General features: G+C 66.0%; 25 protein-coding genes. 20 read left to right on the top strand and 5 right to left on the bottom strand.

The features are described from left to right. Positions 1–18 precede the first annotated feature (18 nt). The 4 genes from csgH to ACOJTD_RS06240 are packed head-to-tail and all read left to right on the top strand — an operon-like array spanning position 19 to position 2,186. Entirely contained in the window at positions 19–399 is a 381-nt protein-coding gene (csgH, locus tag ACOJTD_RS06255; RefSeq protein WP_420132061.1) for a curli-like amyloid fiber formation chaperone CsgH, read from the top strand. Further along, positions 384–917, top strand: coding sequence for a hypothetical protein (locus ACOJTD_RS06250; RefSeq protein ID WP_420132060.1), 534 nt, complete (start codon positions 384–386; stop codon positions 915–917). Before csgH ends, ACOJTD_RS06250 begins: the two co-directional genes overlap by 16 nt. 30 nt (positions 918–947) lie before the next feature. Further along, the gene (locus ACOJTD_RS06245; protein ID WP_054163207.1) at positions 948–1,235 is read left to right on the top strand and encodes a curli assembly protein CsgF; all 288 of its coding nucleotides are present in this window, start codon (positions 948–950) and stop codon (positions 1,233–1,235) included. A gap of 45 nt (positions 1,236–1,280) precedes the next feature. Continuing rightward, complete coding sequence (locus ACOJTD_RS06240; RefSeq protein WP_420132059.1) at positions 1,281–2,186, top strand: CsgG/HfaB family protein; 906 nt, start codon at positions 1,281–1,283, stop codon at positions 2,184–2,186. Between the two features lie 852 nt (positions 2,187–3,038). Here the strand turns inward: ACOJTD_RS06240 and ACOJTD_RS06235 are convergent. The 3 genes from ACOJTD_RS06235 to ACOJTD_RS06225 form a co-directional block, all read right to left on the bottom strand. Further along, the gene (locus tag ACOJTD_RS06235; protein WP_420132058.1) at positions 3,039–3,398 is read right to left on the bottom strand and encodes a curlin repeat-containing protein; all 360 of its coding nucleotides are present in this window, start codon (positions 3,396–3,398) and stop codon (positions 3,039–3,041) included. Between the two features lie 158 nt (positions 3,399–3,556). Beyond that, positions 3,557–4,306 carry a lytic transglycosylase domain-containing protein gene (locus tag ACOJTD_RS06230; RefSeq protein ID WP_420132057.1) on the bottom strand — a complete coding sequence of 250 codons (750 nt, stop codon included), beginning with the start codon at positions 4,304–4,306 and terminating at the stop codon, positions 3,557–3,559. Positions 4,307–4,382: 76 nt separating this feature from the next. Further along, positions 4,383–4,865, bottom strand: a complete 483-nt coding sequence (locus ACOJTD_RS06225) for a hypothetical protein (RefSeq protein ID WP_420132056.1) — start codon at positions 4,863–4,865, stop codon at positions 4,383–4,385. Positions 4,866–5,283: 418 nt separating this feature from the next. Here ACOJTD_RS06225 and ACOJTD_RS06220 point away from each other — a divergent pair, with 418 nt between their 5' ends. From ACOJTD_RS06220 to ACOJTD_RS06200, 5 genes are all read left to right on the top strand, one after another. Then, the gene (locus ACOJTD_RS06220; RefSeq protein ID WP_420132055.1) at positions 5,284–6,147 is read left to right on the top strand and encodes an alpha/beta fold hydrolase; all 864 of its coding nucleotides are present in this window, start codon (positions 5,284–5,286) and stop codon (positions 6,145–6,147) included. Positions 6,148–6,246: 99 nt separating this feature from the next. Beyond that, positions 6,247–6,696 carry a (2Fe-2S)-binding protein gene (locus ACOJTD_RS06215; RefSeq protein WP_420132054.1) on the top strand — a complete coding sequence of 150 codons (450 nt, stop codon included), beginning with the start codon at positions 6,247–6,249 and terminating at the stop codon, positions 6,694–6,696. Then, complete coding sequence (locus ACOJTD_RS06210) at positions 6,693–8,876, top strand: molybdopterin cofactor-binding domain-containing protein (protein WP_420132053.1); 2,184 nt, start codon at positions 6,693–6,695, stop codon at positions 8,874–8,876. Before ACOJTD_RS06215 ends, ACOJTD_RS06210 begins: the two co-directional genes overlap by 4 nt. Continuing rightward, complete coding sequence (locus ACOJTD_RS06205) at positions 8,873–10,162, top strand: c-type cytochrome (protein ID WP_420132052.1); 1,290 nt, start codon at positions 8,873–8,875, stop codon at positions 10,160–10,162. The genes ACOJTD_RS06210 and ACOJTD_RS06205 overlap by 4 nt, the downstream gene beginning before the upstream one ends. A 24-nt stretch (positions 10,163–10,186) precedes the next feature. Beyond that, a complete protein-coding gene (locus ACOJTD_RS06200) occupies positions 10,187–11,197 on the top strand; it encodes an MBL fold metallo-hydrolase (protein ID WP_420132051.1) in 1,011 nt (336 codons plus the stop codon). 424 nt (positions 11,198–11,621) lie between these two features. Here ACOJTD_RS06200 and ACOJTD_RS06195 read toward each other — a convergent pair whose 3' ends face one another. Continuing rightward, positions 11,622–12,065: a MarR family winged helix-turn-helix transcriptional regulator gene (locus tag ACOJTD_RS06195; protein WP_420132050.1), complete on the bottom strand. Its 444-nt coding sequence runs from the start codon at positions 12,063–12,065 to the stop codon at positions 11,622–11,624. Positions 12,066–12,222: 157 nt separating this feature from the next. Here ACOJTD_RS06195 and ACOJTD_RS06190 point away from each other — a divergent pair, with 157 nt between their 5' ends. From ACOJTD_RS06190 to ACOJTD_RS06155, 8 genes are all read left to right on the top strand, one after another. Next, complete coding sequence (locus ACOJTD_RS06190) at positions 12,223–13,407, top strand: substrate-binding domain-containing protein (RefSeq protein ID WP_420132049.1); 1,185 nt, start codon at positions 12,223–12,225, stop codon at positions 13,405–13,407. Positions 13,408–13,563: 156 nt separating this feature from the next. Beyond that, entirely contained in the window at positions 13,564–15,078 is a 1,515-nt protein-coding gene (locus ACOJTD_RS06185; protein WP_420132048.1) for an amidase, read from the top strand. Between the two features lie 84 nt (positions 15,079–15,162). Then, on the top strand, positions 15,163–16,020 hold the full coding sequence (locus ACOJTD_RS06180; RefSeq protein WP_420132047.1) for a branched-chain amino acid ABC transporter permease: 858 nt from the start codon (positions 15,163–15,165) through the stop codon (positions 16,018–16,020). 4 nt (positions 16,021–16,024) lie between these two features. After that, on the top strand, positions 16,025–17,248 hold the full coding sequence (locus ACOJTD_RS06175) for a substrate-binding protein (protein WP_420132046.1): 1,224 nt from the start codon (positions 16,025–16,027) through the stop codon (positions 17,246–17,248). Between the two features lie 238 nt (positions 17,249–17,486). Further along, the gene (locus ACOJTD_RS06170) at positions 17,487–18,539 is read left to right on the top strand and encodes a branched-chain amino acid ABC transporter permease (protein ID WP_420132045.1); all 1,053 of its coding nucleotides are present in this window, start codon (positions 17,487–17,489) and stop codon (positions 18,537–18,539) included. Further along, positions 18,526–19,260: an ABC transporter ATP-binding protein gene (locus ACOJTD_RS06165; RefSeq protein WP_420132044.1), complete on the top strand. Its 735-nt coding sequence runs from the start codon at positions 18,526–18,528 to the stop codon at positions 19,258–19,260. The genes ACOJTD_RS06170 and ACOJTD_RS06165 overlap by 14 nt, the downstream gene beginning before the upstream one ends. Then, complete coding sequence (locus tag ACOJTD_RS06160) at positions 19,253–19,954, top strand: ABC transporter ATP-binding protein (RefSeq protein ID WP_420132043.1); 702 nt, start codon at positions 19,253–19,255, stop codon at positions 19,952–19,954. The genes ACOJTD_RS06165 and ACOJTD_RS06160 overlap by 8 nt, the downstream gene beginning before the upstream one ends. Positions 19,955–20,075: 121 nt before the next feature. Continuing rightward, a complete protein-coding gene (locus ACOJTD_RS06155; RefSeq protein WP_420132042.1) occupies positions 20,076–21,263 on the top strand; it encodes an iron-containing alcohol dehydrogenase in 1,188 nt (395 codons plus the stop codon). 5 nt (positions 21,264–21,268) lie between these two features. Here the strand turns inward: ACOJTD_RS06155 and ACOJTD_RS06150 are convergent, their stop codons facing one another. Continuing rightward, positions 21,269–22,018, bottom strand: a complete 750-nt coding sequence (locus ACOJTD_RS06150; RefSeq protein ID WP_420132041.1) for an alpha/beta hydrolase — start codon at positions 22,016–22,018, stop codon at positions 21,269–21,271. A gap of 442 nt (positions 22,019–22,460) precedes the next feature. Here ACOJTD_RS06150 and ACOJTD_RS06145 point away from each other — a divergent pair, with 442 nt between their 5' ends. From ACOJTD_RS06145 to ACOJTD_RS06135, 3 genes are all read left to right on the top strand, one after another. Next, positions 22,461–23,492: a class 1 fructose-bisphosphatase gene (locus tag ACOJTD_RS06145; RefSeq protein ID WP_420132040.1), complete on the top strand. Its 1,032-nt coding sequence runs from the start codon at positions 22,461–22,463 to the stop codon at positions 23,490–23,492. A 29-nt stretch (positions 23,493–23,521) separates the two neighbouring features. Then, positions 23,522–24,397, top strand: coding sequence for a phosphoribulokinase (locus ACOJTD_RS06140; protein WP_254984752.1), 876 nt, complete (start codon positions 23,522–23,524; stop codon positions 24,395–24,397). A 34-nt stretch (positions 24,398–24,431) separates the two neighbouring features. After that, on the top strand, positions 24,432–25,923 hold a 1,492-nt coding region (locus tag ACOJTD_RS06135; RefSeq protein WP_420132039.1), incomplete at its 3' end, for a transketolase family protein.

Here is a 25,923-nt window from a genome sequence, read left to right as displayed (position 1 = left end):
GCCGGGGAGTATGGGTCGATGGATGGCGCGTGGCCAACGCTTGCGGCCGTTGTGCTCGGATCAGTGTTCGGAGTCCCGATCGCAGCGGGGCCGGCGGCCGCCAACGCGGCGCCGTCGGCCATCACCTGTGACATCCGGACGACCGCCCAGGACGGTCTGTTGCGGATCGAGGCGGTCGCGACCGCCGCCAGGCCCACGACCGGGACCTACCGGCTGGTCGTCACCAAGAACAGTGCAACGGGAATTAGTGAGAATCATCAAAGCGGTGCGTTCGAGCTGAGCTCGGGCGACGAAACGGTCCTGACTACCATCATCCTCGACGGGTCGGCGCGAGGCCACTACCGCGCCTCGCTGATCGTCGAATCAGGCCTAGGGAGAATCTCATGCGTATCACCATAGCCGGCCAGGCAAAGAAGCGCCGGAGCTACGCCATTTTCGCCGGCGCGCTGCTGGTTTCGGCCGCCGTCGCGGGGCCCGTCCGGGCCGGAACGGCCTACATCGATCAGTCTATCGCACTGCGAAATGGGGTGCAGTACTCGATCCCGGTGGTCGGCCAGCCCAGCCCGCAGGCCGGACTGGTCGCCCCGCGTGGGTATCAAGGTACACCGCCCGGCGCGACGCCGGAGATGGTTTCGGCCGGGGCCCGTGGTGGAAACTACGCCGTTACCACGCAAATCGGCAACTACAACTACGTTCTTCAGATGCAAAGTGGGAATAACAACCTGTCGAACGTTGGTATCATCGGCGGTAATCACAACACCGTGGGTGTGTTGCAGCGTGGTTACAGCCTGATGTCGAATCTAATGCTAATCAACACGTCAGGATTGTTCGTGGGTGTGATTCAGCCGCCCGGCTCCAAGCCGGTCAATGCGTTGATCGCGCGATTGCCGAATGGCGGTTTATTGATCAAGCGGTAGGCAGGGGCCAGACCGCGCAGGAGATATGTCATGAGGATTGCCGGATTGCTTTCGCTCTGTGTTGGCGTTGCCCTGTCGGGCTCGGCGTTCGCGACCGAGCAGGTTTATCGACCGATCAGCCCGACGCTTGGTGGTAATCCCCTTGCCGGTAATTTCCTGCTGTCGATGGCGCAGGCTCAGGGCAAGGGCGCAACCTCGGGGAATAAGGGCGTCGACCTGTCGGGCCTGAGCAACGCGCTCAGCAACGTCGGCGGCGGCTCCACCTCCCCGGTGATTGTGATCGGTGGATCGGGCGTAACCACCCCGACGAGCCCATAGGCCGACCGAACCCTAACGGGGCTTAATTTGATGATGTATGCTCGTATGGCCGGCGCTTTGCTGCTGGCGCTGAGTGCTGGCGGCTGCGCGCTGACCGGAACCAACAAGGATCCTCTGGCGGAGCCGGCCCAGATGGTGGCTCCGACCAAGACCGGAATCGTCCTGGAGAGCCTGCCGCCTCCGAAGCGCAAGCTCGACGTCTCGGTCTACAATTTCCCTGACCTCACCGGTCAGAACAAATCCAACGACAATTTCGCGGAATTCTCCCGCGCCGTGACCCAGGGCGGCAGCTCGATCCTGACCGACGTGCTGGTCAAGGCCGGCGGCGGCGCCTGGTTCGACGTCGTCGAGCGCGCCGATCTGGCCCCGCTGCTGCAGGAGCGGCAGATCATCCAGAATACCCGCACGGCGCTCGAGGGCGAGAAGGCGAAGAGCCTGCCGCCGCTCCGCTTCGCCGGCGTGCTGCTCGAGGGCGGCGTGATCGGCTACGATACCAACGAGACCACCGGCGGCATCGGCGCCAACTATCTCGGCATCGGCGCCAACGTGCAGTACCGGCAGGACATCATCACCGTCGCGCTGCGCGCCGTGAGCGTCCAGACCGGCCGCGTGCTGGCCTCGGTCACCACCAGCAAAATCGTCTATTCGGTCAATCTGTCGGGCACCGGCTTCCTCTACACCTCGGTCGACCATCTGCTGCAGGCCGACGCCGGCTTCACCAAGAATTCGCCAGCCACGCTGGCGGTGCGCGAAGGCATCCAGCTCGCGGTTTATTCGCTGATCTTCGAGGGCGTGAAGAACGACCTCTGGAGCTTCAAGGACGCCCGGGCCGGCGAGGCTTTCATGCGCGAACTCGAACGGCACCAGAAGGCGATCCCGCCGGTGCCGCTGCCGGACGGGCAGATCTCTCCGCGCCCCGTGGCGCGGGATCCCAGCCGCAACGCGGCCTAGGCGTACTGCAGCAATCGATCGAAGCAGGCGTCTTTGGGAGAGTAGGTGGACCTAGCCGAGACCCTGAGTGGGGCCTCGGCTGCTCAGAGACGGTCCGCTTGTCTCGTCAGGTTCGGCGGCCCCCGCCGTCGGTCCGGCTTAGTAAGCTGATCACGATCGAACGGCGCCGTGCTTGCGGCCCGACCTGCGCCGTGCTTGCGGCTCGACCTGCGCTTCCGCACACGCCCCAGCTCCAGCCGGTGGTCGGCTGACGAACCCCACGCGCGTCGTTAGTTGTCGTTTCCGGCTTGGTGCCCGACCAACTGTCGTCCGGCCGCTAGCGAGCCGGCGACCGGTACTGCTGCGTTGCGCTGTAGCATTCCTTGGACGAAGCGTTCTGCGGGCCGCACGCGACCCCCGACTGTGCCGCGTTCGCCGTGACCGCGGCGGCAGGCGGTCCGCTCTCGGGTGTCACGGTGCTACGCGAAGCCGCCTGCGGCGGCGTCGCCACGGCGCCCGTCCGGGCGGGCCCGCCGGTTTCGGGCGTCTGCGGCAGCGGCGGAGCATCCGCCGGCCGTTGCCGGAGCGCCGGCAGGAGGCCATTCGACTGCTGGACAAACACCTCGGACGCGAGCCGCATGCGCGGCGCGTTCCGAGCGTTGGCGAAGTCGGTTGTGAGAAGGCCCGCTTCCAGGCCCAATGCTGTCGTGAGTGCTACAGCTGCGTACCACATGCTCCTGGCTCCATAAGTCGCCTGCCCCTGGGAGTGATGTCCGACTCTGTGCAGATTATAACATCCGCACACCCGACCAGAGTGGGAGAGTTGTACCGGTCCAACGCAAATTCACGCGGTGAGTTACTCCCGATCGACCATCAGCGGCCCCGCTGCGTCACCGTCGCGCGATTCAGCGCTCCCTGCTGGATCACAGACGATGCGTTATTGCTTCCCGTTTGTAGCACCGCGACATCGTTCCGGTAACCGCTTTGCGTCACGGCCGATGAATTGGCGCGCTGATCGCCGGGGCTCGGCTGCATCGCAGTGGCGGCCGCAAGGCCCTGGGCGAGATCGATCGGACGCGCGATCGCAAGTGCCGAGGTTGCTTGCTCCAGCGACGCCGAGGACATCCGGGCCGCGCTCTGCAGGGCCTGCGGGACGAACGCCTCGCCCGCGACCGCCCCAACGGTCGTAACAGCCAGCGCGACGCCGGTGCCGAGCGCAAAAATGAGTTTCATGTCGAATCCGATCCGTTGAAGGAAGTAATCCTCGGAAGGATGAAGCCGCGCTGGTTAAGGTTCAGTTCCGGGTTCCGTCCCGGTGCACCCGTTCGGGCTGATCAGCCGGAAGAGCGCCGACTCAGCCTCACCGACAGGTGGCCGGCAGCCGCTGATATTTAGTAGAACTTCTGCCGAATGCAGCTGGTGCAGAGGTCGCCGGCCCGCGCCTGCGAGCGGGTGCTGACCAGCGTCGCGCGGCCCTGGCCATTGAGCTGGTCGAGGATGAGCAGTTCGGCCTCCTGCTGCGTCTGGCGGCGGGTCCGTTTCCGGACCACGGCCGGGACAGCCGAGAACGCGAAGTCCGGGTTGGCCTGTGCCCATTCGTCGGCAACCCGGCCGGTAATGACATGCACGTAGTGCTGCGTTTCGGCCGGCAGACGGCTGGTGCCGGCCAGCCAGCGCCTCACCCGCTCCGGCCCCGCATTATAGGCAGCGGCGGCCAGCCCCCAGTTTCCGAACCGGTTCTTGAGATCCTTGAGCAGTTCGGCCGACTTGAGCAGCGCCTCTTCCGGGTCGAACGGGTTCTTGAGGCCGCGCTGCGCCGCGGTGGCCGGCATGAACTGCGCCACGCCCTGCGCCCCCTTGCTGCTGACCGCATTGGGATCGAACGCGCTTTCCTGCCTGATCAGTCGCTTGAAGAAGTCGGCCGGCACGGCCGACGCCTGCGCGGCGCGCTCGACGAAGGTCAGCAACTGGCCGCGATCCTTCGGGGCCTCTTCGCGGATGCGGCGAAACACCTTCCAGACCGCCATCCGCGTCGCCGCAACCTGCTGAACCGAAATCTCGGACGCCGCCTCACGCGGCGCACAGCGGGCCGCGGACATCATCGCCAGACAGGCCAGCAGGACAAAGCCCAAAATCTTCATTGCGCAAAAAGCCGATATCGAAATGCCGACGCACGCTGATGTGCGGCCGTCCGGGATCACGGAGAACCGACGGCGGTCAATCTATATCAAAGGTCGGGCGGGTTCGGCGAGGAATGTTCGGGGCCACTGCGACGGGACGTGCCGACAGGCGCCCGCTTGCGCGGATCGACGAACAGGCCGAGCGCAGCCGGGCTGCCCAGCCGACGACGGCCCGTTCCGCCGGATCGAACGCGTTACTGATCGTTCTGCAGAGCGCCCGGAGTGCCGATGCGACGATGACGGTCGCGGCCGCGGGGAGCACGCCCAGGATGCACAGACTCAGCGCCCGGTAGGCGAAGGGCTCCGATGGCCCGAAGCTGACGAAGAAGATGCCGACCAGCAGCAGCGCAAGCGCGCCGACTGCAAGCAGCCGATACAGCAGGATCCCAAGCTCGTCGACCTGCGCCGCAGTCCTCGATCGCGGGCGGGCGGGAGCGTCGGCGGTGCCGCGGTCCTTCCGCCGGCGGACGGCGCGCTCCGGCGTCAATCGATCACTGAACCGACGAGCGGACATCCGCATCCGGGCTTATCCATCAAGCAAAGGTGCTAATCAGCGACTGAGCGTTGCGATCAATAAGCGTGATTTTGGATGAGCAGTCTGAAGAATTTGAAAACGAACTACGAGCGGATGAAGTTAATAGCGTGATACAAAGTAATGATTTCGATCAAGTGAGGATTCGCGAAATTGGTGAGAGGTGCTTGGTCTGGCTATTGTTGACTTAAAGATCAACAATAGGGCCCTTCGCGCCGAATCGTCTGCACCCTCGAGGCAGCGCGGTGCGGATGGCTCCGATCGTTCCGCCTCGCAGACCATCCAAACGTTCAATCGCCCGCATAACCCTGCAATCCCGCGCCTTCTGTCCCGACTATCCTCAGCCCTTCATTGCTGAAGCTCCGCGGCTTGCGTTTTTGCGGGGTGCCTTCGAAGGGAATGCCGAATGACCACTCCGCGCCACGCCACCATCCGCGCCAATGGCATCCGGCAGTTCTATCGCGAGGCCGGTTCGGGCCCGCTGGTGATTCTGCTGCACGGCTTTCCGGAGACGAGCTATGCGTGGCGGTTTCAGATCCCCGAGTTGGCGAAGCGCTACCGGGTGATCGCGCCGGATCTGCGTGGCTATGGCGACACCGACAAGCCGGCCGGCGGCTACGACAAGCGCACCATGGCGAGTGACATCGTGGCGCTGGCGCAGGCGCTCGGCATTGGCACGTTCGCGTTGATCGGCCACGACCGCGGCGCGCGGGTGGCGACGCGGCTGACCAAGGATCATCCCGATCTGGTCGATCGGCTGGTGGTGATGGACAACGTACCGACCCGCATCGTGGCGCGCGACATGAACGCCAAGATCGCCCGGCAATATTGGTTCTTCCTGTTTCACCAGGTGGCCGATTTGCCGGAAGCGCTGATCGCCGGCCGCGAGGACATCTGGCTGCGCCATTTCTTCACCGACTGGTGCCACGACCCCAAGAGCATTAGCGAGGACGCGATCGCCGCTTACGTGAAAGCCTTCGCGGCGGAAGGCGGCGTGCGCGGCGCGCTGTCGGATTATCGCGCCGGTGCCGACGACATCGCCCAGGACCTTGCCGACGCGGACGTCAAGATTGCCTGCCCGACGCTGTCGCTGTGGGGCGCGGATTTCGGCGCGGTCGGCAAGCTGTTCGACATGGAGGCGGTGTGGCGCGAGATGGCCAGTGACCTGCGCGTCGCTGCGATCCCGCAATGCGGACATCTGCCGCACGAGGAGCAGCCGGAGATCGTCACCAATCTGCTGCTTGAGTTCCTGGATGGTTGGCAAGGCTGAGCGCAGCTGGTGATCGACCTGTCCAACGCGCGACGCAAATCGACAAGAGGTCGTCGCGGCATCGGCTGATAATCGCGATGTAAGCTGGACGGAGTCTCGATGCAGGCACTCAAGGTCAATGGCCGCGACTACGCGGTGGATGCGCCGGACGACATGCCGCTGCTCTGGGTGCTGCGCGACCTGATCAAGCTGCGCGGCACCAAGTTCGGCTGCGGCATCGCGCAATGCGGCGCCTGCACGGTGCATCTCGGCGGTGAGCCGGTGCGGTCCTGCGTGCTGCCGGTCGGCAGCGTCGGCGACCGAGCCATCACCACGATCGAAGGTGTCGGCGAGACCGAGGCCGGCCGCAAGGTGCAGCAGGCCTGGCTCGATCTCGAAGTCGTGCAATGCGGCTACTGCCAGTCCGGCCAGATCATGAGCGCAGCGGCGCTGCTCGGCCGCGAGGCCAAACCTGACGATGCCATGATCGACGCGGCGATGGCCGGCAACATCTGCCGCTGCGCCACCTATGTGCGGATCCGTGCGGCTATCAAGGCGGCCGCGACATGACGGCGTCTCACGAGAAGCTAACACAGCCGCGCGGCCCGTCGCGCCGCGCGTTCCTGGCCGGCGCGCTGGTGGTCGCGTTTGCGCGGCCCCATAAAGCGCACGCCGCGCCGCTCGATGCAGCAGTTGTGCCATCGCCGGCTCAACTCGGCGGCTTCGTCCGCATCGCGCCGACCGGTGCGATCACGCTTGTGATGCCGAGCGTCGAGATGGGGCAGGGCATCTATACCGCCGAAGCGGCGCTGCTCGCCGAAGAGCTCGACGTCCGGCTCGATCAGATCACCGCGGTGGCGGCGCCGCCCGACGTCGTGCTGTACGCCCAGCCGCTGTTCAAGGCACAGCTCACCGGCGGCTCGACGTCGATCCGCGGTTTCTGGACGCCGCTACGCCAGGCGGGCGCCGCGGCGCGCCAGATGCTGGTCGCCGCGGCGGCGCAGCGCTGGCAGGTCGACGCAGCTGAGTGCGTCACCCGCGACGGCACGATCACGCATCCGCCGAGCGGCCGCTCGTTGCCCTATGCGGAGGTCGCGGCGGATGCGGCCGCGCTGCCGATCCCGACGCAGCCGCGGCTGAAAGCGCCGGCGGACTACAAACTGATCGGCAAGAGCCTGAAGCGGATCGATACGCCCGGCAAAGTCGATGGCAGTGCGATCTACGGCATCGACATCGACGTGCCCGGTTTGAAGACGGCGGTGCTGGCGATCTGCCCGGTGGCGGGCGGCACGCTGCGCGCGGTGGACGACTCCAAGGCGCGCCGGCTGCCCGGCGTGATCGACGTGCTGCGCATCGATGACGCGGTCGCGGTGGTGGGCGAGCATTACTGGGCCGCCAAGACAGGCTGCGATGCACTGGATCTGGATTGGGACTTCGGCGCCAACGCCGGCCTGTCATCCGAGAGCATCAGGCAGGACGCGAAGGCAGCGTCCACGAGCGTCGCGCCGATCGAGGCGCTGAAGCACGGCGACGTCGATGCGGCGTTCGCACAAGCCAAGCGCCGGATCGATGCCGACTACGAGATGCCGTTTCTCGCGCATGCCACGATGGAGCCGATCAACACCACGGTGCATGTGCGGCCGGACGGCTGCGACATCTGGGTCGGCACGCAGACGCCGGTGGTGGCGCAGCGCCATGCGGCGCGGATCACCGGCCTGCCGGTCGAGAAGGTCGCTGTGCACAATCAGCTGATTGGCGGCGGCTTCGGCAGAAGATTGCAGGCCGATACGATCGAGCAGGCGGTGCGGTTTGCCAAGCAGGTCTCCTACCCGCTCAAGGTTATCTGGACGCGCGAGCAGGACATCCGGCACGATCGCTTCCGGCCGTATTACTACGACCGGTTCAGCGCCGGTCTCGATGCGAACGGCCTACCGATCGCCTGGATGCACCGCACCACCTCCGGCACCGTGCGCAAGGATTTCGACGACAACGGCTGGCCGCAGGGCAAGCTCGACAAGGACGCCGTCGACGGCTCCTGGGACAGCCCTTACGCGTTTCCAAATATCCGGGTCGATTGGGTCCGGCACGATCCGCCGATCAAGCTCAACTGGTGGCGCGGCGTCGGGCCGACCCACAACGTGTTCGTGCTCGAGAGCTTTGTCGACGAACTCGCGCATAGCGCCGGCCGCAACCCCGTCGACTATCGCCGCGCACTGCTGCCGGCCGACAACGCCCGCGCCCGGCATGTGCTCGATCTCGCGACCGAGAAGGCGAACTGGGGCGCGCCGCAAGGCGGCCGGATCGGCCGCGGCGTGTCGCTGCATCAGAATTTTGGAAGCTTCGCGGCGCTGGTTGTCGAAGTCGCGGTGGCAGCTTCGGGCGAAGTGACGTTGCGCAAGGCCGTCGCCGCAGTGGATTGCGGCACTCTGATCAATCCCGACATCGTTCGCGCGCAGATCGAAGGCGGCGTGCTGTTCGGCCTGTCGGCGGCGCTGTTCAACGACATCACCTTCGCCAATGGCCGCGTGCAGCAGAGCAATTTCAACGACTATCGCCAGCTGCGCATCAACGAGACGCCCTCGGTCGAAGTCCATCTGGTCGACAGCCGCGAGCCGCCCGGCGGGCTCGGCGAGGTCGGAACCGTGTCGGCCGGGCCGGCGCTCGCCAACGCGATCTTCGCCGCCACCGGCGTCCGGCTGCGTCGGCTGCCGATCGACAACGCGGCGCTCAAAGCCCGGGACGCGACGTGACCCGCATCCTCACTATCATCGTTGCCGTTTTGATCGTGGCCGCCGCGCTCGCCGGCTGGTTCTTCTTCTGGCCGGCGACGCTGACGCCAGTCGCAGCCTCGTCCAGCCAGCCCTCCGGTGCGGCGCTGATTGCGCGCGGCGCGTATCTCACGACGGCGGCGGATTGTGAAAGCTGCCACACCGCGCCGGGCGGCAAGCCGTTCGCCGGCGGCCGTGCCTTCAAGCTGCCGTTCGGCACGATCTACTCCACCAACATCACGCCCGACGCCGCCACTGGCATCGGCCAATGGTCAGACGCCGAATTCGTCCGCGCGCTGCATCAGGGCATCGGCCGCGCCGGCGAGGACCTCTACCCGGCCTTGCCCTACACCTCGTATGCACTGCTTTCGACCGACGATGTGCTGGCGATCCGCGCTTACCTCGCGACGCTGCGGCCGGTCGCGACGCAGCAGCCGGTCAACACGCTGAGCTTCCCGTTCAATCAGCGCTTCGTGCTGCGCGCCTGGAAGCTGCTGTTCATGCCGACGCAGCCCTGGCAGCCGTCGCCGGCTCGCGATGCGCAATGGAACAAGGGCGCTTACCTGGTCGAAGCGCTGGCACATTGCGGCGAATGCCACACGCCGCGCAATCTGATGTTCGCAATGAAGCGCAGCCAAAAGTTCGCTGGCGCGGTGGTCGATGGCTACAAGGCCTACAACATCACGCCGGACGCCGAGACCGGAATCGGCCGCTGGTCCGATGCGGAGATCAGTGCGTATCTCGCGACCGGCCACGCCCCGGGCCATGGCGGCGCCTCCGGCGGCATGGCGGAAGCGATCAAATTCAGCCTCGGCCGTCTGCCGCGCGAGGACATCGCGGCGATCACCGCATATCTGAAAACGGTGCCGCCGCAGCGCTCGGCGCTGTCGCCGTCGGTCAATCCGAACCCGACCACGCTGGCGAGCGCCGCACCCTGGTTGCCCGGCGGCAGCAGCGGCGGCGATCCGACGGGGCAGCGCGTCTTCGCATCGGCCTGCGCCAGCTGTCACGGCTGGGACGGCAACGGCCGGCAGACCGGCAACGCGTCGCTGCGCGGCGCGCGCAGCGTCAACGACGTCGAAGGCATCAACGTCATCCGCACCGTGCTGCAAGGCGTCGCCGTCAGTTCGCCGACTGGCGCGATGCCGGCGTTCGCGGCGGCTTACTCCGACGACGAAATCGCGGCGGTCGCCAACTACGTGATCGGCCATTTCGGCGGCAAGCCCGGCCGCGTCGCGGCCCAGGACGTCAAAGCGGCACGCAACTAGACCTCGCCCCGCAGGGAGACGCAGATGAAATCGATCAAGACCATGCTGCGCGGTCTGTCGCTGTCGATGCTGGCCATCGCAGCGGCGCCGGCCGCCGCGCCGCAGGTGCGCACCCAGGCGCCCGGTTACTATCGGATGATGCTCGGCCAGTTCGAGATCACCGCGCTGCTCGACGGCACGCATACGTTCCCCGTCAACAAGGTGATGCTGCGCAACGAAACGGATGCCGACGGCAAGCGGCACGCGGTGCAGCTGTCCGAGACGCATCCGGGCGAAGCCGAGGCGCTGCTGGCCGCGGAGCGGCTGTCGATCCCGCTGGAGGGCGCGATCAATGCGTTCCTGATCAACACTGGCGATAAGCTCGTGCTGATCGACAGCGGCGCGGGCAGCCTCTACGGTGAGTGCTGCGGCCATCTGATCGAGAATCTACGGGCGGCCGGCTACAAGCCTGAGCAGGTCGACGAGATCTACCTGACCCATCTGCATGCCGACCACGTCGGCGGCATCGCGCCGCACGGCAAACCCGCCTTCGCCAATGCGATCATTCGCGTGAACCAGAAGGATGTCGATTACTGGCTGGACCCAGCGAGCGAGGGCAAGGCGCCGGCGTTCCTCAAGTCGATGTTCGAAGGCGACCGCGCGTCGCTGAAGCCGTATCAGGAGTCAGGGCGGCTGAAGCCGTTCAAGGACGGCGAGCCCTTGTTGCCGGGCATCCGCGCGATCCCGACCGCTGGCCATACGCCGGGCCACACTTCATACGAAGTCAGCAGCGACGGTCAGCGCCTGCTGGTGTGGGGCGACCTCGTCCACGTCGCGCCGATCCAGTTTCGTAATCCGGCGATCACGCTGACCTACGACAGCGATCCGTTCGCCGCCGAAGCTGAGCGCAAGGCGATTTTCGCCGACGCGGCGACGACCGGCACCTGGATCGCCGCCGCGCATATCGCGTTCCCCGGCATAGGCCACATCGTGCCCTCAGGCGACCGCTTCGCCTGGATTCCGGCGAGCTACACGACGCTGCTGGGGACGAAGTAGTAAGGCTTTAGGGCTTCAAGATCTCGTCATTGCGAGCGCAGCGAAGCAATCCAGCCCGGTGCCAGACGCTGGATTGCTTCGCTTCGCTCGCAATGACGGGGAAAGGCCGTGCCTTCGACGCTACGGCCGTCGTGACGGCTTGATCACCTTGTCGGAGTTGCGGTCGGTGTCGTCGAGCGGCGGGCCAATCTTCGGGGCGCGGCGGCATGTGGTGGACGCCCTGTTTGCGCTGAATGCGCTCGCGCTCGGCCTGATCGTCGGTGCGGTTTTGGGGCGTCATCGTCTGCTCCTGTTGCCATGTCGGCCTCAGTGCAAAGCCATACGCCCTCCCGGGTTCCTAACCCTCGGCTGCGACAGGTCGGTCGGATAGCAATTGCGGGAAACCGGTTTTAAGAGGCGCGCCCGCGCGCCGGATCGCGGCTTCTCAGGTGGCCGCGTCGATCAGGCTTTCCAGCAGCCGCTTCAGCTCCGCCGTCGCCTTGTCGCCGTAGCTTTCGGCGATATGCGCTTCCTGGCTCAGCGCCAGCGCGTTGAGGCGCTGCGTCAGCGCCTTGCCGCGCTCGGAGCTGTACATCAGGACCTTGCGACGGTCTTCCGGATCCTGCGCCCGATACACCAGCGAGTCCGACACCATGCGGTCGATCATCTTGGTCAGCGTCGGGTGATTGAGCAGCACTTCATCGGCGAGTTCGCCCATCGAGTGGCCCTTGCCGTCGGACAGCACCTTGAGGATGCGCCACTGCTCGACCGGCACGTTCTCGTCGCGCAGCCGCGCCTCAAGCTGCCGGTTGATCTCCCGGTTGGCTTGGGCGAGCAGATAGGCGAGGTGTTCGGTGATCGGCGGGTTGCGGCTGGGCGATTTGGCCACGATGGAGACTTCGTCGTTCGAAATGAATGAATCGCGTGCTGCGTTTGCTGCATCTATATGCACATCAATTCTTGAAAGTTCAATATTTTCGAATAGCATTCCTCCTCGTGCGGACAGGACTTTCGCAGGATGCCCGCGCCAATAGTCAGGAGAGGGTGTGCTCTCGATCGGGGATCTCGGAAACGGTGCGGCCGTTCCGCCGCCACTGAGCGTGCTTGATCGGGTGTCTTCGCTCGACGATGCGGCATGGATCGATTGTCCCGGCGATGGCCTTGGCGCAGCGGCCCGGCGGGCCCGTAGCAAGCTGCGGATCGGCAACTTCGTCACCTTCCAGGGCGCCCCCGGCCTGTGGGGACCGGCCTGCTGCAACGCCTCGTTGCTCGCCGCCGCCGAGATCAACAAGCGCGGCGGCCTGCTCGGCCGCGAAATCGAGCTGGTGATGTACGACGCCGGCGGTCCGATCGAGGAGGTGGCGCAACGCGTCGCCCGGGCGGTCGAGGACGAAGACGTCGACATTGTGATGGGCTCGCATATCAGCGCGGTCCGCGTTGCGCTGCGCAATGCCATCCGCGGCCGCGTCCCCTACATCTACACGCCCGTCTATGAAGGCGGCGAGCGCGCGCCGGGTGTGCTGACGATCGGCGAGACGCCGCGCTGGCAGAGCCGGCCGGCGATCGACTGGCTCACCCAGGTCAAGCACGCCAAGCGCTGGTATCTGATCGGCAGCGACTATGTCTGGCCGTGGCTGTCGCACCGCGCGGTCAAGACCTACATCAAGAACGCCGGCGGGCAGGTGGTGGGCGAGGAGTTCGTCCCGCTCGGCGAGGACAATCACGAGCGGCATCTGGCGCGAATCCGCGCCGCGCGGCCCGATGTGGTGCTGATTTCGCTGATCGGCACCGACAGCGTCACCTTCAATCGCGCCTTTGCCGAATGCGGGCTTGCCGGGCGTGTGCTGCGGCTCGCCGGTGCGATGGACGAGACGGTGCTGCTCGGGATCGGTGCCGACGCTACAGAGAATCTGTTCTGTGCGTCCGGCTATTTCGGTTGCCAGGATTCGCTGGAGAACGACGAATTCCGGGCCTCCTACGTCCGCGCCTTCGGCTCGACCGCGCCGCCGGTCGGGTCGGTCGGTCAGTCCAACTACGAAGGCCTGCGGTTTCTCGAGGCCATCGCCCAGAAGGCCCAGACGCTGGCGCCGCGGGCGCTGCTCTCGGCCGGCAAGAACATCGTCTATCACGGCGCCCGCGGTCCGGTGACGATCCGCGACGGTAGCGCGCGGATGGGTATCCATCTCGCCCAGGCGGACGGTCTCGACTTCAAGCTGATCCGCGCCTTCTGAGCCGGGCTTGACGTCGCCGCCACGGCCTCTCAAAATAATACTTGAAATAGAAAATATTTCTGTATGTAGTAACAATATGACGCAGCGGCCCCGCGGGTCGCGGCCGGTCGTCCCCGGACCGGTGCCGTCGATAGGTTCACGCGCAGGAGATCGATCTTGGCAGTCTCGCTTCCCACCCCCACGCAGCTTCTCGATGTCGCCGATCAGTGCGGCCTGGCCCTCACCGACGAGGATGTGGCGTCGTTCCGCGCCCTGATGCAGCCGTCGGTCGACGCCTACAATGTCGTGGCGATGCTGCCGGACGAAGTGCCGCTGGTGAAGTATCCGCGCACGCCCGGCTATACGCCGGGTGCCGAAGAAAATCCGCGCAACGCCTGGTATCGCAAATCGAGTGTGAAGGGCGCTGCCTCCGGCAAGCTGAAGGGCAAGACCATCGCGCTGAAGGACAACATCATGCTGGCCGGCGTGCCGATGATGAATGGCTCCTCGACGCTCGAAGGCTTCATGCCGGACTTCGACGCCACCATCGTCACCCGCATTCTCGACGCCGGCGGCGAGATCCTCGGCAAGACGCATTGCGAGCACTTCTGCATCTCGGGCGGCAGCCACACCGGCTCCAACGGCCCGGTGCACAATCCGCATAAGATGGGCTATTCGGCCGGTGGCTCGTCGTCGGGTAGCGCCGTGGTCGTCGCGCTCGGCGAGGCCGACATGGCGATCGGCGGCGATCAGGGCGGATCGATCCGCATGCCGTCGTCGTTCAGCGGCACCTACGGCATGAAGCCGACCTGGGGCCTCGTGCCCTACACCGGCATCATGCCGATCGAAGTCTTCGTCGACCACACTGGCCCGATGACCGCTTCGGTGGCCGACAACGCGCTGTTGCTCGAAGTACTGGCCGGTGACGACGGTTACGATCCCCGCATCCGCGCGCCGATCGTGCATGAGTACACCAAGGCGCTCGGCCAAGGCGTCAAGGGCATGAAGATCGGCATCGTCAAGGAAGGCTTCGAACAGGCCGGCGCCGAGACCGCGGTGAACGAAAGCGTCCGCGAGGCCGCCAAGCGGCTCGCCAGCCTGGGCGCGACCGTCGAGGAAATCTCGATCCCGGCGCATCTTCTTGCGGGCGCCGTGTGGACGCCGATCGGCGCCGAGGGCATCGCCCAGACCATGATGTTCGGAGACGGCTACGGCCTCAGCCGCGCGGATCTGTATTCGACCGCGCTGATGAAGGCGCATCGCGGCTGGCGCGACCAGGCGGATTCGCTGTCCGAGACGACCAAGCTGTTCCTGATGCTCGGGACCTATATCAACAACGGCTTCGGGCCGCGCTACTACGGCAAGGCCGTCAACATCTCCCGCCGCATCACCGCGGCGTACGACGCGGCGCTGGCGAATTACGATCTGCTGCTGATGCCGACGACGCCGATGAAGGCGACTCCGCTGCCGGCGCCGGGCGCCAGCCGCGAGGAAGTCGTCGGTCGCGCCTTCGAAATGATCAGCAACACCGCGCCGTTCGATATCACCCATCATCCGGCGATGTCGGTGCCGTGCGGCATGGTCGATGGCCTGCCGGTTGGCATGATGCTGGTCGGCAAGCATTTCGACGAACCGACCATCTACCGCGCCGCGCATGCGTTCGAGCAGGCCGGCGATTGGAAGAAGATGTGAGGCGCATGATCCGGAACGCCGCGTCCCGACGTTCCGGATCGCCCGCGCGCATCAACGCTCGCTCCTCCATCCGGTAAAGGTCGAATGGAAAATCTGCTCGTCGCCCTGTTCGAGATTCTGAGTTTCGGCGCCATCGTGGTGCTGGTGGTGCTGGGCCTCGGAATCATCGCCAGCATGATGGGGATCTTCAACTTCGCGCAGGGCGAGTTCGTCCTGCTCGGCGCCTACATCACCTATCTGGCGCACACGGCGGGTCTGCCGGTCTGGACCGGCATGCTAGCCGCTCCGTTCGTGGTCGGTGCACTCGGCTTCGTGCTCGAACGATTGATCGTCAGACGATTCTACGCCGCACCGATCGTCGCGATGCTCGGCACATACGCGCTCGGCCTGATCATCCGCGAGATCGTCCGGGGCCTGATCGGCGGTCTGTATATCTCGGTGCCGGAGCCGATCGGCGGTTCGGTCGCGCTTGGTTCGATGCATTTCTCGACCTGGCGGCTGGTGATCATCGTCGTCACCGCGCTGGTGATGGTGGCGAGCTATCTGCTGCTGTCGCGCACCTCGTTCGGCCTGCGCGTCCGGGCTTCGCTGGAAAATCCGGCGCTGGCCCGCGCCTCCGGCATCTCCACCAATGCGATCTACGGCGCCACCTTCGCGTTCGGCGCGGCGCTGGCCGGCCTGGCTGGCGCGCTGATCGTGCCGGTTTTCTCGCTGTTCGCCGATCTCGGCCTGCGCTTCCTGATCCAGGGCTTCGTCGCCGTGATGGTCGGCGGCATCGGATCGTTCGCCGGGCCGGTCGCCGGCGCCGGTATCATCGGCACGCTGTCCGCGGCGCTGCCCTGGGTGATCCAGCCGGTGATCGCCGACGTCCTCGTCTTCGTGCTCGCGATCATCTTCATCAAGTTCCGGCCGCAGGGCCTCGTTTCGGGAAAAGGGATCTAGCCTGATGTCCAGCGACTCCAACTTCCAGCTCAACCGACGCCGTTTCCTCTCCAACTTCGCTTTCGCCGGCACCGCGATTGCCACCGGCGTCGGCAGCTGGGTTGTCCCGGCCGGCTGGGCGAATGCGGCGGCCGGCCCGATCAAGGTCGGTATCGCCACCGACCTCACAGGCCCGATCGGCTATGCGGGCAACGCCGATGCCAACGTCGCCAAGATGGTGATCAAGCAGATCAACGACGCCGGCGGCCTGCTCGGCCGGCCGCTCGAACTCTACATCGAGGACACCGCCTCGAACGAAGCGGTCGCGGTCGGCAACGTCCGCAAGCTGATCCAGCGCGACAAGGTCGATATGGTGCTGGGCGGCGTTACCTCGTCGATGCGCAACGCCATCAAGGACGTCATCGTCTCGCGCGGCAAGACGCTCTACATCTATCCGCAGCTTTACGAAGGCAAGGAATGCACCGCCAATCTGTTCTGCACCGGCCCGACCCCGGCGCAGCAGTGCGACGAATTCATTCCGTGGCTGATCAAGAACGGCGGCAAGAAGTTCGCGCTGCCGAGCGCCAACTACGTCTGGCCGCACACGCTCAATGCCTACGCCCGCAAGGTGATCGAGGCCAATGGCGGCGAGGTCGTGCTCGAGGAGTACTATCCGCTCGACCAGATCGATTTCTCGTCGACCGTCAACCGCATCATCTCCAACAAGGTCGACGTGGTGTTCAACACCATCATCCCGCCGGGCGTCGGGCCGTTCTTCAAGCAGCTTTACGAAGCCGGCTTCCTCAAGAACGGCGGCCGTCTGGCCTGCGTGTACTATGACGAGAACACGCTCGGCATCAATCAGCCGGCCGAGATCGAAGGCCTCGCGAGCTGCCTCGACTACTTCAAGGCGGTCGCCAAGGACGATCCGGTCAGCGCCAAGATCCAGGCCGAATACGACAAGGCCTTCCCTGGCACCTTCTTGTTCGCCGCCGGCAGCGCCGCCACCGGCACCTATCGCGGCCTCAAGCTGTGGGAAGCGGCCGTCAAGGAGGCCGGCAAGGTCGACCGCGACGGCGTCGCCGCGGCGCTCGATCACGCCAAGATCGCCGAAGGCCCCGGCGGCCCGGCCGAGATGGTCCCCGGCAAGCGCCACTGCAAGATGAACATGTACACGGCGGTCGCCAAGAACGGCAATTACGAGATCGTCGAGCGCAGCAAGGGTCTGGTCGACCCGAAGGAGTGCTGATGGCGGGTCGGCCTCTGCCCTCTCCCCACGCACGGCCGGCACCTCTCCCCGCTTGCGGGGGGCGGTCGGCGCGCTCGTGCGCGGCGGGTGAGGGGGGGCCTCGGCGCGGCCGAGCGTCTGCGACTCGCGGGGGCGCCCCCTCACCCCAGCCCTCTCCCCGCAAGCGGGGCGAGGGAGCAGGGGGCACGCGTCTTGCTTATAATCATACGCCCCGATTGTTCCTCACCCTGGCGGATCGATGACGGAAGCTACTTCGACTCTCGCGCCGGTCGCCGTGCCGCGCGCTCGCCGCCGCAAGGTACTGCCGATCATCGAGCTGACGCTGCTCGCGATCGGGCTGCTGCTGCCGCTGGTGCTGCAGGATTATCTCACGGTGTTCGGCACGCGCGTGCTGATCCTGTGCCTGTTCGCGCTGTCGTTCGATCTGGTGTGGGGCTATTCCGGCATCATGAGTTTCGGCCAGGCAGTGTTCTTCGGCTCGGCTGGCTATGGCGTGGCGCTGCTGGCGCGCGATCTCGACATCACCTCGATGCTGCTGGTGATCCCGGCGGGCGTGCTGGTCGGGTTTGCGATCGCGCTCTTGATCGGCGGCTTTTTGCTGCTCGGCCGCAATCCGTCGAGCGTCATCTTCGTGTCGCTCGGCACCCTCACGGGCTCCTACGCATTCGACCGTCTGGCGCGCGGCTGGTACTATCTCGGCGGCCAGAACGGCATCCCGTCGATCCCGCCGATGCATATCGGCAGTTATGATCTGACCGAGGGGCCGGTCTTCTACTACTTCGTGCTGGCGATCCTGTTCATAGTCTATGTCGGCTGCCGCTTCCTGGTGCGGTCGCAATTCGGCTTGGCGCTGGCGGGCTTGCGCGAGAACGAGCAGCGCATCGCGTTCTTCGGCTACAAGGTTCAGCACATCAAGGCGATCATCTTCTCGCTCGGCGGCGCCATCGCCGGTCTCGCCGGAAGCCTCTATGCGTTCCACGAGGGGTTCGTCTGGCCCAACATGCTAGGTGTGGTGATGTCCACCCAGGTGGTGCTGTACGTGCTGTTCGGCGGCTCCGGCACGCTGATCGGCGCGGTCATCGGCACTGTGGTGATCGAGCTGGTGTCGTTCTGGCTGTCGAACAACTATCAGGACATCTGGCCGATCATTCTGGGCTGCCTGATGCTGGCGGTGATCCTGTTCCGTCCGGCCGGACTGATCAGTCTGGTTCTCAGCGAGCGCGAGCGCATCGGCAATTTCGGGCGCCCGCCGGCGGCCGGCAAGAAGGAGCGCGGCCATGGCGCTGCTTGAGGCCCGGGGCCTGATCAAGGTCTTCGGCAAGCTCACCGCGCTCAACGGCGCCGAACTGATCGTTCAGCCCAATGAGTTCCACGGGCTGATCGGGCCGAACGGCTCCGGCAAAAGCACGATGCTGAAGTGCATCGCCGGCTCCGAAGTGCCGACCGAGGGGCGCGTTACGTTCGACGGCAACGACATCACGGCGGCGTCGCCGGCCGAGCGCGCCCGCGCCGGCATGAGCCTGAAATTCCAGATCACCAGCGTGCTGCCGGCGCTGACGCTTTACGACAACGTGCTGCTGGCGTTGCAGGGCCAGACCGCGCTCGGGAAATTGATGTTCTCGCGCACCCGCGGCCTGCTGCACGACAAGGTGATGGCGATGCTCGAGCAGTTCCGCCTGGTCGATCGGGCCGCCGAGCCCGCGGCGGCGCTGTCGCACGGTCAGCAGCAGTGGCTGGAAATCGCGATGGCGCTGGCGCCCGAGCCGAAGCTGTTGCTGCTCGACGAGCCGACCGGCGGCATGAGCCTCGAGGAACGTCGCGTCACCGGCGAATTGCTGCAGCCGATCAAGTCGCGCTGCTCGCTGGTCATCGTCGAGCACGATCTCGATTTCATCCGCGACATCTGCGATCGGCTCACCGTGCTGGATCAGGGGGCTGTGCTCGACACCGGCTCGATCGAGCAGATCCAGGCGAGCCCGAAGGTTCAAGAGGTGTATCTGCGCCGTGCCTGACGATCATTATCTCGATATCCGCGATCTCGATGCCGGCTACGGCCGCAGTCAGGTGCTGTTCGGCGTGTCGATGTCGGCGCCGTGGCGCGGCGGCGTTGCCATTCTGGGCCGCAACGGCGCCGGCAAGACCACGCTGATGAAGGCCATCATGGGCGAGCTGCCGGTCAAGCGCGGCCAGGTGTCGCTCGATGCGCGCGACGTCACCAAGCTGCCGACCGAGCAGCGCATCCGCGCCGGCTTCGGCTATGTACCGCAGGACCATCCGGTGTTCGCGCGGCTGTCGATCCGCGACAATCTCGCGGTCGGGGCGCTGACGAATAAAGACAGCCGCGCGGTCGATCGTGTGCTGGAGATGTTTCCCAAGCTCGGCCAGCGGCTCGATCAGGCCGCTGGCACGCTGTCCGGCGGCGAGCGCAAGATGCTGGCGATCGGCCGCGCGCTGCTGTCGGAGCCGCGCGTGCTGCTTCTCGACGAGCCGACCGAGGGCGTCTGGATCGGCGTGATCGAGGAGATCACCGACCGGCTGGTGGCGCTGGCCAAGGAGATCGCCGTCATCATCGTCGAGCAGCACCTCGATCTGGCGCTGCGCGTCGCCGACCGCGCTTATGTGCTCGACCGCGGTCGCGTTGCGCTCACCGGCACCGCCGACGAGGTGCGCAACGATCCCCGGCTGCTGCAATATCTCGCGCCGTAGCGGCCGCCACGTCGAACCTGCTAGTCTTCGTCCGCGCCGCCCCAGAGCGGCGCGGCGCGAGCCCTCGCGCCGGTGTTGACCGAGCCGCGCGGCTGATGCGCGGACCTGATCCGAGCGCGTGATGATCTCTCCCTTCTCGATCGCCCGTCTGCCCCGCATCCAGTTCGGCGCCGGCGCGATCGCCAAACTGCCCGACCTCGCTGCGCGCTATGGCCGCCGTGTACTGCTGGTCACCGGCGCACATTCCTTCGATGCCGCGCCTTACGCGGCGCCGCTGCTGGTGTCGCTGGCCGCGCGCGGGCTGAGCTGCGAGCGCGGGGTCGTCAGCGGCGAGCCGTCGCCGGAGCTCGTTGACGACGCCGTGCGCCAGTTCAAGGGCGCCGCCATCGACGTGGTGATCGGCCTCGGCGGCGGCAGCGCGCTCGATGCCGCCAAGGCGATCGCGGGGCTCCTGAAGCCCGGTAATTCGGTAATGGACCATCTCGAAGGCGTCGGCCCGGAGCTGCCCTATCGCGGCCCGGCGACACCGTTCATCGCGGCTCCGACCACGGCCGGCACCGGGTCCGAAGCAACCAAGAACGCGGTGCTGTCGCGCCACGGCAAGGCCGGCTTCAAGAAGTCGTTCCGCGACGAGGCGCTGGTCGCCGAGATCGCGCTGGTCGATCCGGAGCTACTCGCCGGCTGCCCGCCGGCGCTGATCGCCGCCAACGGCATGGATGCGCTGACGCAATTGTTGGAGTCCTACGTCTCGACCGGCGCCAATGAATTCACCGACGCGCTGGCGTTGTCCGGCCTGCGCGCGGCGCGCGATGGTTTGCTGGCGTGGTACGATGGCGGCGGCGGCGCGACCGAAGCGATGTCGCGGATGGCCTACGCATCGCTTCAATCCGGCATCTGCCTGGCGCAGACAGGATTGGGCTCGGTGCACGGGCTGGCTTCGCCGCTCGGCGCATACTTCCCGATCGGCCATGGCGTGGTGTGCGGCACGCTGCTCGCCGCAGCCACGCGGATCAACATCGCGGCGCTGCGCGCGCGGGCGCCGCAGTCAGTCGCGCTGGCGAAATACGCGGATATCGGCCGGCTGCTGTCCGGCCGCGACGGCGCCAGCGCCGAGCAGGATTGCGACGCCCTCGTCGCGACGCTGGAGCAATGGACGCAACGCCTGGCGCTGCCGACGCTGACGTCGCTCGGCGTCGCCGCAGGGGACGTCGACCGCATCGTCGCGGCGAGCCGCGGCTCCAGCATGAAGACCAATCCGATCGTGCTGACCGACGACGAGATCAGTCAGGTGCTGCAAGCGCGGCTGTGACGGCGTCAGAGATTGCGCTGCACGAAGCTGTGCAGTTCGCTGGCGATCAGGTCCTTGTCGTTGTCGATCGTCGCCACGTGATACGAGTTGTTGAGCCACAGTAGTTCGACGCGGTCGGAGCCGACATGGCTGGCGATGATCGTGGCGTTGTGCGGCTTCAGCACGTGGTCGACCCGCGAATTGATCACGAAGGTCGGGCAGGTGATCTTCGGCAGCATCGCGCGCGCCGCCGCGGCCAGCCCGATCACCTGCTTGAAGCAGGTCACCGGCACTTGGTCGTAGGCCAGCTCCTTCACCGACGTATCCATCATGTCGGAGCCGATGCCGGGGACGAACTCCGGCATGTTGCGGGCGAACGCCACGCCCGCCATGTCGGGTGAATCGACCTGCACGGCGGCATTGATCGGGATCACGCCGGCGACCTTGTCGGGGTGCGCAGCGGCCAGATACAGCGACAACGTACCGCCCATCGACAGGCCGGTGACGAACACCTTGTCGCATTTTGCGGAGAGTTCGAGGAGCGCGTCTTCGGCGCAGGCGACCCAGTCGTTGGCAGCGGTCTTGGCCATCGCGGCCGGCGACACGCCGTGGCCGGGCAGGCGGGGGCCGAGGATCGAATAGCCGCGTTCGCCGAGACGCTCGCCGAGATAGCGCATGCTTTGCGGGCTACCGGTAAATCCGTGCAACACCAGCACGCCGGTCTTGTTGCCGTCGAACACGAACGGCTCGGCGCCGGCCATCACTGCCTCAGTCATGTCGTCTCCCCCCTTGGGCTCCGCGAGGGGGCATTCCCGCCTTGATCCTCACGGCTCTATTTCGTTTGAACTTTCGTATGTTTCAGAGAAGCCGCGGAAGCGTCAAGTGGAGGGGGCGAGAGATCGTCGAACCTCGCGCGAGCCGGCGGAGGGTGATGCGAAAGTCTAAGTCGGGGTTGCGGCGCTGATTGATTTCGCCGTCTGCGCGATTTCAGGGCATTTATTCTGATCTAAATCACGGCGGCGTTCGACTAAGTGTGCAGGATCGGTCACGCCCCGCCGTGTCTGCGGTACCCATGTGCGGTTGCGTTCGTCGGAATATAAAAATTCCTGAGGTGGTACCAAGGAAATTCAAGCTTTGCTTATGTCGCCCTTCGGCTCACAAGCTCCCGGCACCGAAGCCGGAGGGATGGCAAGTCAGGCTTCGTTGTGGGGGACAATCATGGATCAGGGTCAGACGCTCTCACGTCTGTTGGAGTCCTATGGGACGGATCCGCGGAAGCGAGCCGTCGCGGCGGCGGTCGGTGCGATCGCCGGTGCTTCGGTCGGTATTTCCGAATTGATCGGCCAGGGTGCGCTGGCCGGCATCACCGGCGCGGCGCACGGCGGAAGTAATGCCGACGGCGACGTCCAGAAGGATCTCGACGTCAAGGCTGACGAAGCCATCATCGCGGCGCTCAAGGACGTGCCCTATGCGGCGCTCGCCTCCGAAGAGTCCGACACGCTGGTGATGGGCGACGCCCAGGCGCCGATCTCGATCGCCTACGATCCGCTCGACGGCTCGTCGAACATCGACACCAACATGACGGTCGGGACGATCTTCTCGATCATTCCCAACGAGGCGGACGTGGCGCCGTTCAGCGCGCCGGGGAGCAGCCAGCTGGCCGCCGGCTTCGTGGTCTATGGCCCGCAGACCTCGCTGGTGCTGACGCTCGGCGAGGGCGTGGACATCTTCACGCTCGACCGCCAGGCCAAAGAATATCGGCTAATCCGCGAGCGGGTGAAGGTGCCGGCCGACACCGCTGAATATGCCATCAACGCCTCCAACCATCGCCACTGGGAGCAGCCGGTGCGCGACTTCGTCGACGAGTGCTTGGCAGGCGCCGACGGCCCGCGCGCGAAGGACTTCAACATGCGCTGGATCGGCTCGCTGGTCGCCGAAGCCTATCGCATCCTCACCCGCGGCGGGGTGTTTCTGTATCCAGCCGATCAGCGCCCCGGCTACGGCGAGGGCCGGCTGCGGCTGCTGTACGAAACCCATCCGATGGCCTTCGTGATGGAGCAGGCCGGCGGCGGCGCCTCGACCGGACGCGAGCGCGTGCTCGATCTCACCGCCCGCGCCATCCATCAGCGCTCGCCGCTGATCATGGGGTCGATCGACAAGGTCAATCGCATCGAGCTGCTGCACACCGATCCGAGCGCCGCCGCGCGCACCGCGCCGCTGTTCGGCCGTCGCGGCCTGTTCCGCGTCTGATTTCTCAGTCCGTCTGGAAGTACATCCTCATGTCCCGCAAGCATCCGATCATTTCCATCACCGGCTCCTCCGGCGCCGGCACGACCTCGGTGAAGAAGACGTTCGAGCAGATCTTCCGCCGCGAGAACGTCAACGCCGCCTTCATCGAAGGCGACGCGTTCCATCGCTACAATCGCATCGACATGCGCAACAAGATGGCCGAGGAAGCGGAGCGCGGGAATCGCCACTTCAGCCATTTCAGCCCCGAGACCAATCTGTTCGAGGAGCTGGAACAGACTTTCCGCGACTACGCCGAGAAGGGCACCGGTCGCACCCGGCACTACGTGCACGACGACGAGGAAGCCGCGCTGCACGGCGTGCCGCCCGGCAACTTCACCGGCTGGCGCGATCTCGATCCGCAGTCCGATCTGTTGTTCTACGAAGGCTTGCACGGCGCAGTCATCACCGACAAGGTCAATGTCGCGCAGCACGCGGATCTGAAGATCGGCGTTGTGCCGGTGATCAACCTCGAATGGATTCAGAAGCTGCACCGCGACCGCGCGGCGCGCGGCTACTCCACCGAGGCGGTGACCGACACCATCCTGCGCCGCATGCCCGACTACGTGCACTACATCGTGCCGCAATTCGCCGAGACCGACATCAACTTCCAGCGCGTGCCGACGGTCGATACCTCGAACCCGTTCATCGCACGCTGGATCCCGACCGCCGACGAATCGATGGTGGTGATCCGGTTCAAGAACCCGCGCGGCATCGACTTCGCCTATCTGCTGTCGATGATCCAGGGCAGCTTCATGTCGCGCGCCAACTCGATCGTGATCCACGGCGCCAAGCTCGATCTGGCGATGCAGCTGATCCTGACGCCGCTGATCATGCAACTGATCGACCGCAAGCGCGGCGTGAAATGACGAATCTTTGTAACTCCATGCCCGGGAGGCTGGCTTGAATATCCCCGCACGCGAACTCCACGATCAGGTCAGCCATCGCGACATGGCGAACGCGATCCGCTTCCTCGCCATCGACGCGGTGGAGAAGGCGAAGTCCGGCCACCCCGGCATGCCGATGGGCATGGCCGACGTCGCCACCGTCCTGTTCACCCGCTTCCTGAAATTCGACCCGGCTGACCCGGCCTGGCCGGATCGCGACCGCTTCGTGCTGTCGGCCGGCCACGGCTCGATGCTGCTGTATGCGCTGCTGCATCTGACCGGCTATCCAGAGATGACGATCGACGAGATCAAGGCGTTCCGGCAGTGGGGCTCGAAGACCGCCGGCCATCCCGAATACGGCCATACGCAAGGCGTCGAGACCACCACCGGCCCGCTCGGCCAGGGCCTCGCCACCTCGGTCGGCATGGCGCTCGCCGAGCGCATGATGAACGCCCGCTACGGCGACGCGCTCGTCGATCACTACACCTACGTGATCGCCGGTGACGGTTGCCTGATGGAAGGCGTCAGCCACGAGGCGATCTCGCTGGCCGGCCACCTCAAGCTGAATAAGCTGATCGTGCTGTGGGACGACAACCATATCTCGATCGACGGCAACACCTCGCTGTCCTGCTCGGACGATCAGCTGGCGCGCTTCGCGGCGTCGGGCTGGACGACGACCCGCGTCGACGGTCATGATCCCGACGCGGTGGCGGCGGCGATCGAAGCCGCCAAGGCGAGCGACCGCCCGTCGCTGATCGCCTGTCGTACCAAGATCGGCTTTGGCTCGCCGAAGGTGGAAGGCACTGAGAAGGCGCATGGTGCGCCGCTCGGCGCCGAGGAAATCGAGAAGACGCGCGCCGCGCTGAACTGGCCGTATCCGGCGTTCGAAGTGCCGGATGCCATTCTCGCCCGCTGGCGCGAAGCCGGCAGCCGCGGCAAGGCGGCGCATCAGGGCTGGACGCAGCGGCTCGGCGCGCTCGATGCCGCCACCCGCGCTGGCTTCGAGAACAACCTCGCCGGCAAGCTGTCGGCCGACTACGAGTCGGCACTGAAGGCGTTGATCGCCGGCTTCGCGACCGAGAAGCCATCGATCGCCACCCGTCAGGCGTCGCAGCTCACCATCAATGCGCTGGTGCCGGCGTCGCCGAACCTGCTCGGCGGCTCGGCCGACCTGACGCATTCCAACCTGACGCAGGCCAAGGGCTCCGCCTCGGTGAAGCCGGGCGCGTTCGGCGGCAACTATCTGCACTACGGCATTCGCGAATTCGGCATGGCGGCGGCGATGAACGGCATCGCGCTGCATGGCGGCTTCAGTCCCGTCGGCGGCACCTGCCTGGTCTTCGCGGACTACAGCCGGCCGGCGATCCGGCTTGCAGCGCTGATGGGCGTGCGCGTCATCCATGTGATGACCCACGACTCGATCGGTCTCGGCGAAGACGGTCCGACGCATCAGCCGGTCGAGCACGTCGCTTCGCTGCGCGCTATCCCGAACGTGCTGGTGTTCCGTC

This window comes from Rhodopseudomonas sp. (genome assembly GCF_048594845.1).
GTDB lineage: Bacteria > Pseudomonadota > Alphaproteobacteria > Rhizobiales > Xanthobacteraceae > Rhodopseudomonas.
This window is presented reverse-complemented; position numbering and strand designations above follow the sequence as displayed.

Bases quoted from the DNA above. Each gene is read 5' to 3' on its own strand.
- ACOJTD_RS06230 (WP_420132057.1), bottom strand. From the start codon at position 4,306: ATGAAGATTTTGGGCTTTGTCCTGCTGGCCTGTCTGGCGATGATGTCC.
- ACOJTD_RS06245 (WP_054163207.1), top strand. From the start codon at position 948: ATGAGGATTGCCGGATTGCTTTCGCTCTGTGTTGGCGTTGCCCTGTCG.
- ACOJTD_RS06200 (WP_420132051.1), top strand. From the start codon at position 10,187: ATGAAATCGATCAAGACCATGCTGCGCGGTCTGTCGCTGTCGATGCTG.
- ACOJTD_RS06250 (WP_420132060.1), top strand. From the start codon at position 384: ATGCGTATCACCATAGCCGGCCAGGCAAAGAAGCGCCGGAGCTACGCC.
- ACOJTD_RS06155 (WP_420132042.1), top strand. From the start codon at position 20,076: ATGATCTCTCCCTTCTCGATCGCCCGTCTGCCCCGCATCCAGTTCGGC.
- ACOJTD_RS06235 (WP_420132058.1), bottom strand. From the start codon at position 3,398: ATGAAACTCATTTTTGCGCTCGGCACCGGCGTCGCGCTGGCTGTTACG.
- ACOJTD_RS06240 (WP_420132059.1), top strand. From the start codon at position 1,281: ATGGCCGGCGCTTTGCTGCTGGCGCTGAGTGCTGGCGGCTGCGCGCTG.
- ACOJTD_RS06170 (WP_420132045.1), top strand. From the start codon at position 17,487: ATGACGGAAGCTACTTCGACTCTCGCGCCGGTCGCCGTGCCGCGCGCT.
- ACOJTD_RS06220 (WP_420132055.1), top strand. From the start codon at position 5,284: ATGACCACTCCGCGCCACGCCACCATCCGCGCCAATGGCATCCGGCAG.
- ACOJTD_RS06175 (WP_420132046.1), top strand. From the start codon at position 16,025: ATGTCCAGCGACTCCAACTTCCAGCTCAACCGACGCCGTTTCCTCTCC.
- ACOJTD_RS06210 (WP_420132053.1), top strand. From the start codon at position 6,693: ATGACGGCGTCTCACGAGAAGCTAACACAGCCGCGCGGCCCGTCGCGC.
- ACOJTD_RS06225 (WP_420132056.1), bottom strand. From the start codon at position 4,865: ATGCGGATGTCCGCTCGTCGGTTCAGTGATCGATTGACGCCGGAGCGC.
- ACOJTD_RS06215 (WP_420132054.1), top strand. From the start codon at position 6,247: ATGCAGGCACTCAAGGTCAATGGCCGCGACTACGCGGTGGATGCGCCG.
- ACOJTD_RS06180 (WP_420132047.1), top strand. From the start codon at position 15,163: ATGGAAAATCTGCTCGTCGCCCTGTTCGAGATTCTGAGTTTCGGCGCC.
- ACOJTD_RS06150 (WP_420132041.1), bottom strand. From the start codon at position 22,018: ATGACTGAGGCAGTGATGGCCGGCGCCGAGCCGTTCGTGTTCGACGGC.
- ACOJTD_RS06165 (WP_420132044.1), top strand. From the start codon at position 18,526: ATGGCGCTGCTTGAGGCCCGGGGCCTGATCAAGGTCTTCGGCAAGCTC.
- csgH (WP_420132061.1), top strand. From the start codon at position 19: ATGGATGGCGCGTGGCCAACGCTTGCGGCCGTTGTGCTCGGATCAGTG.
- ACOJTD_RS06140 (WP_254984752.1), top strand. From the start codon at position 23,522: ATGTCCCGCAAGCATCCGATCATTTCCATCACCGGCTCCTCCGGCGCC.
- ACOJTD_RS06145 (WP_420132040.1), top strand. From the start codon at position 22,461: ATGGATCAGGGTCAGACGCTCTCACGTCTGTTGGAGTCCTATGGGACG.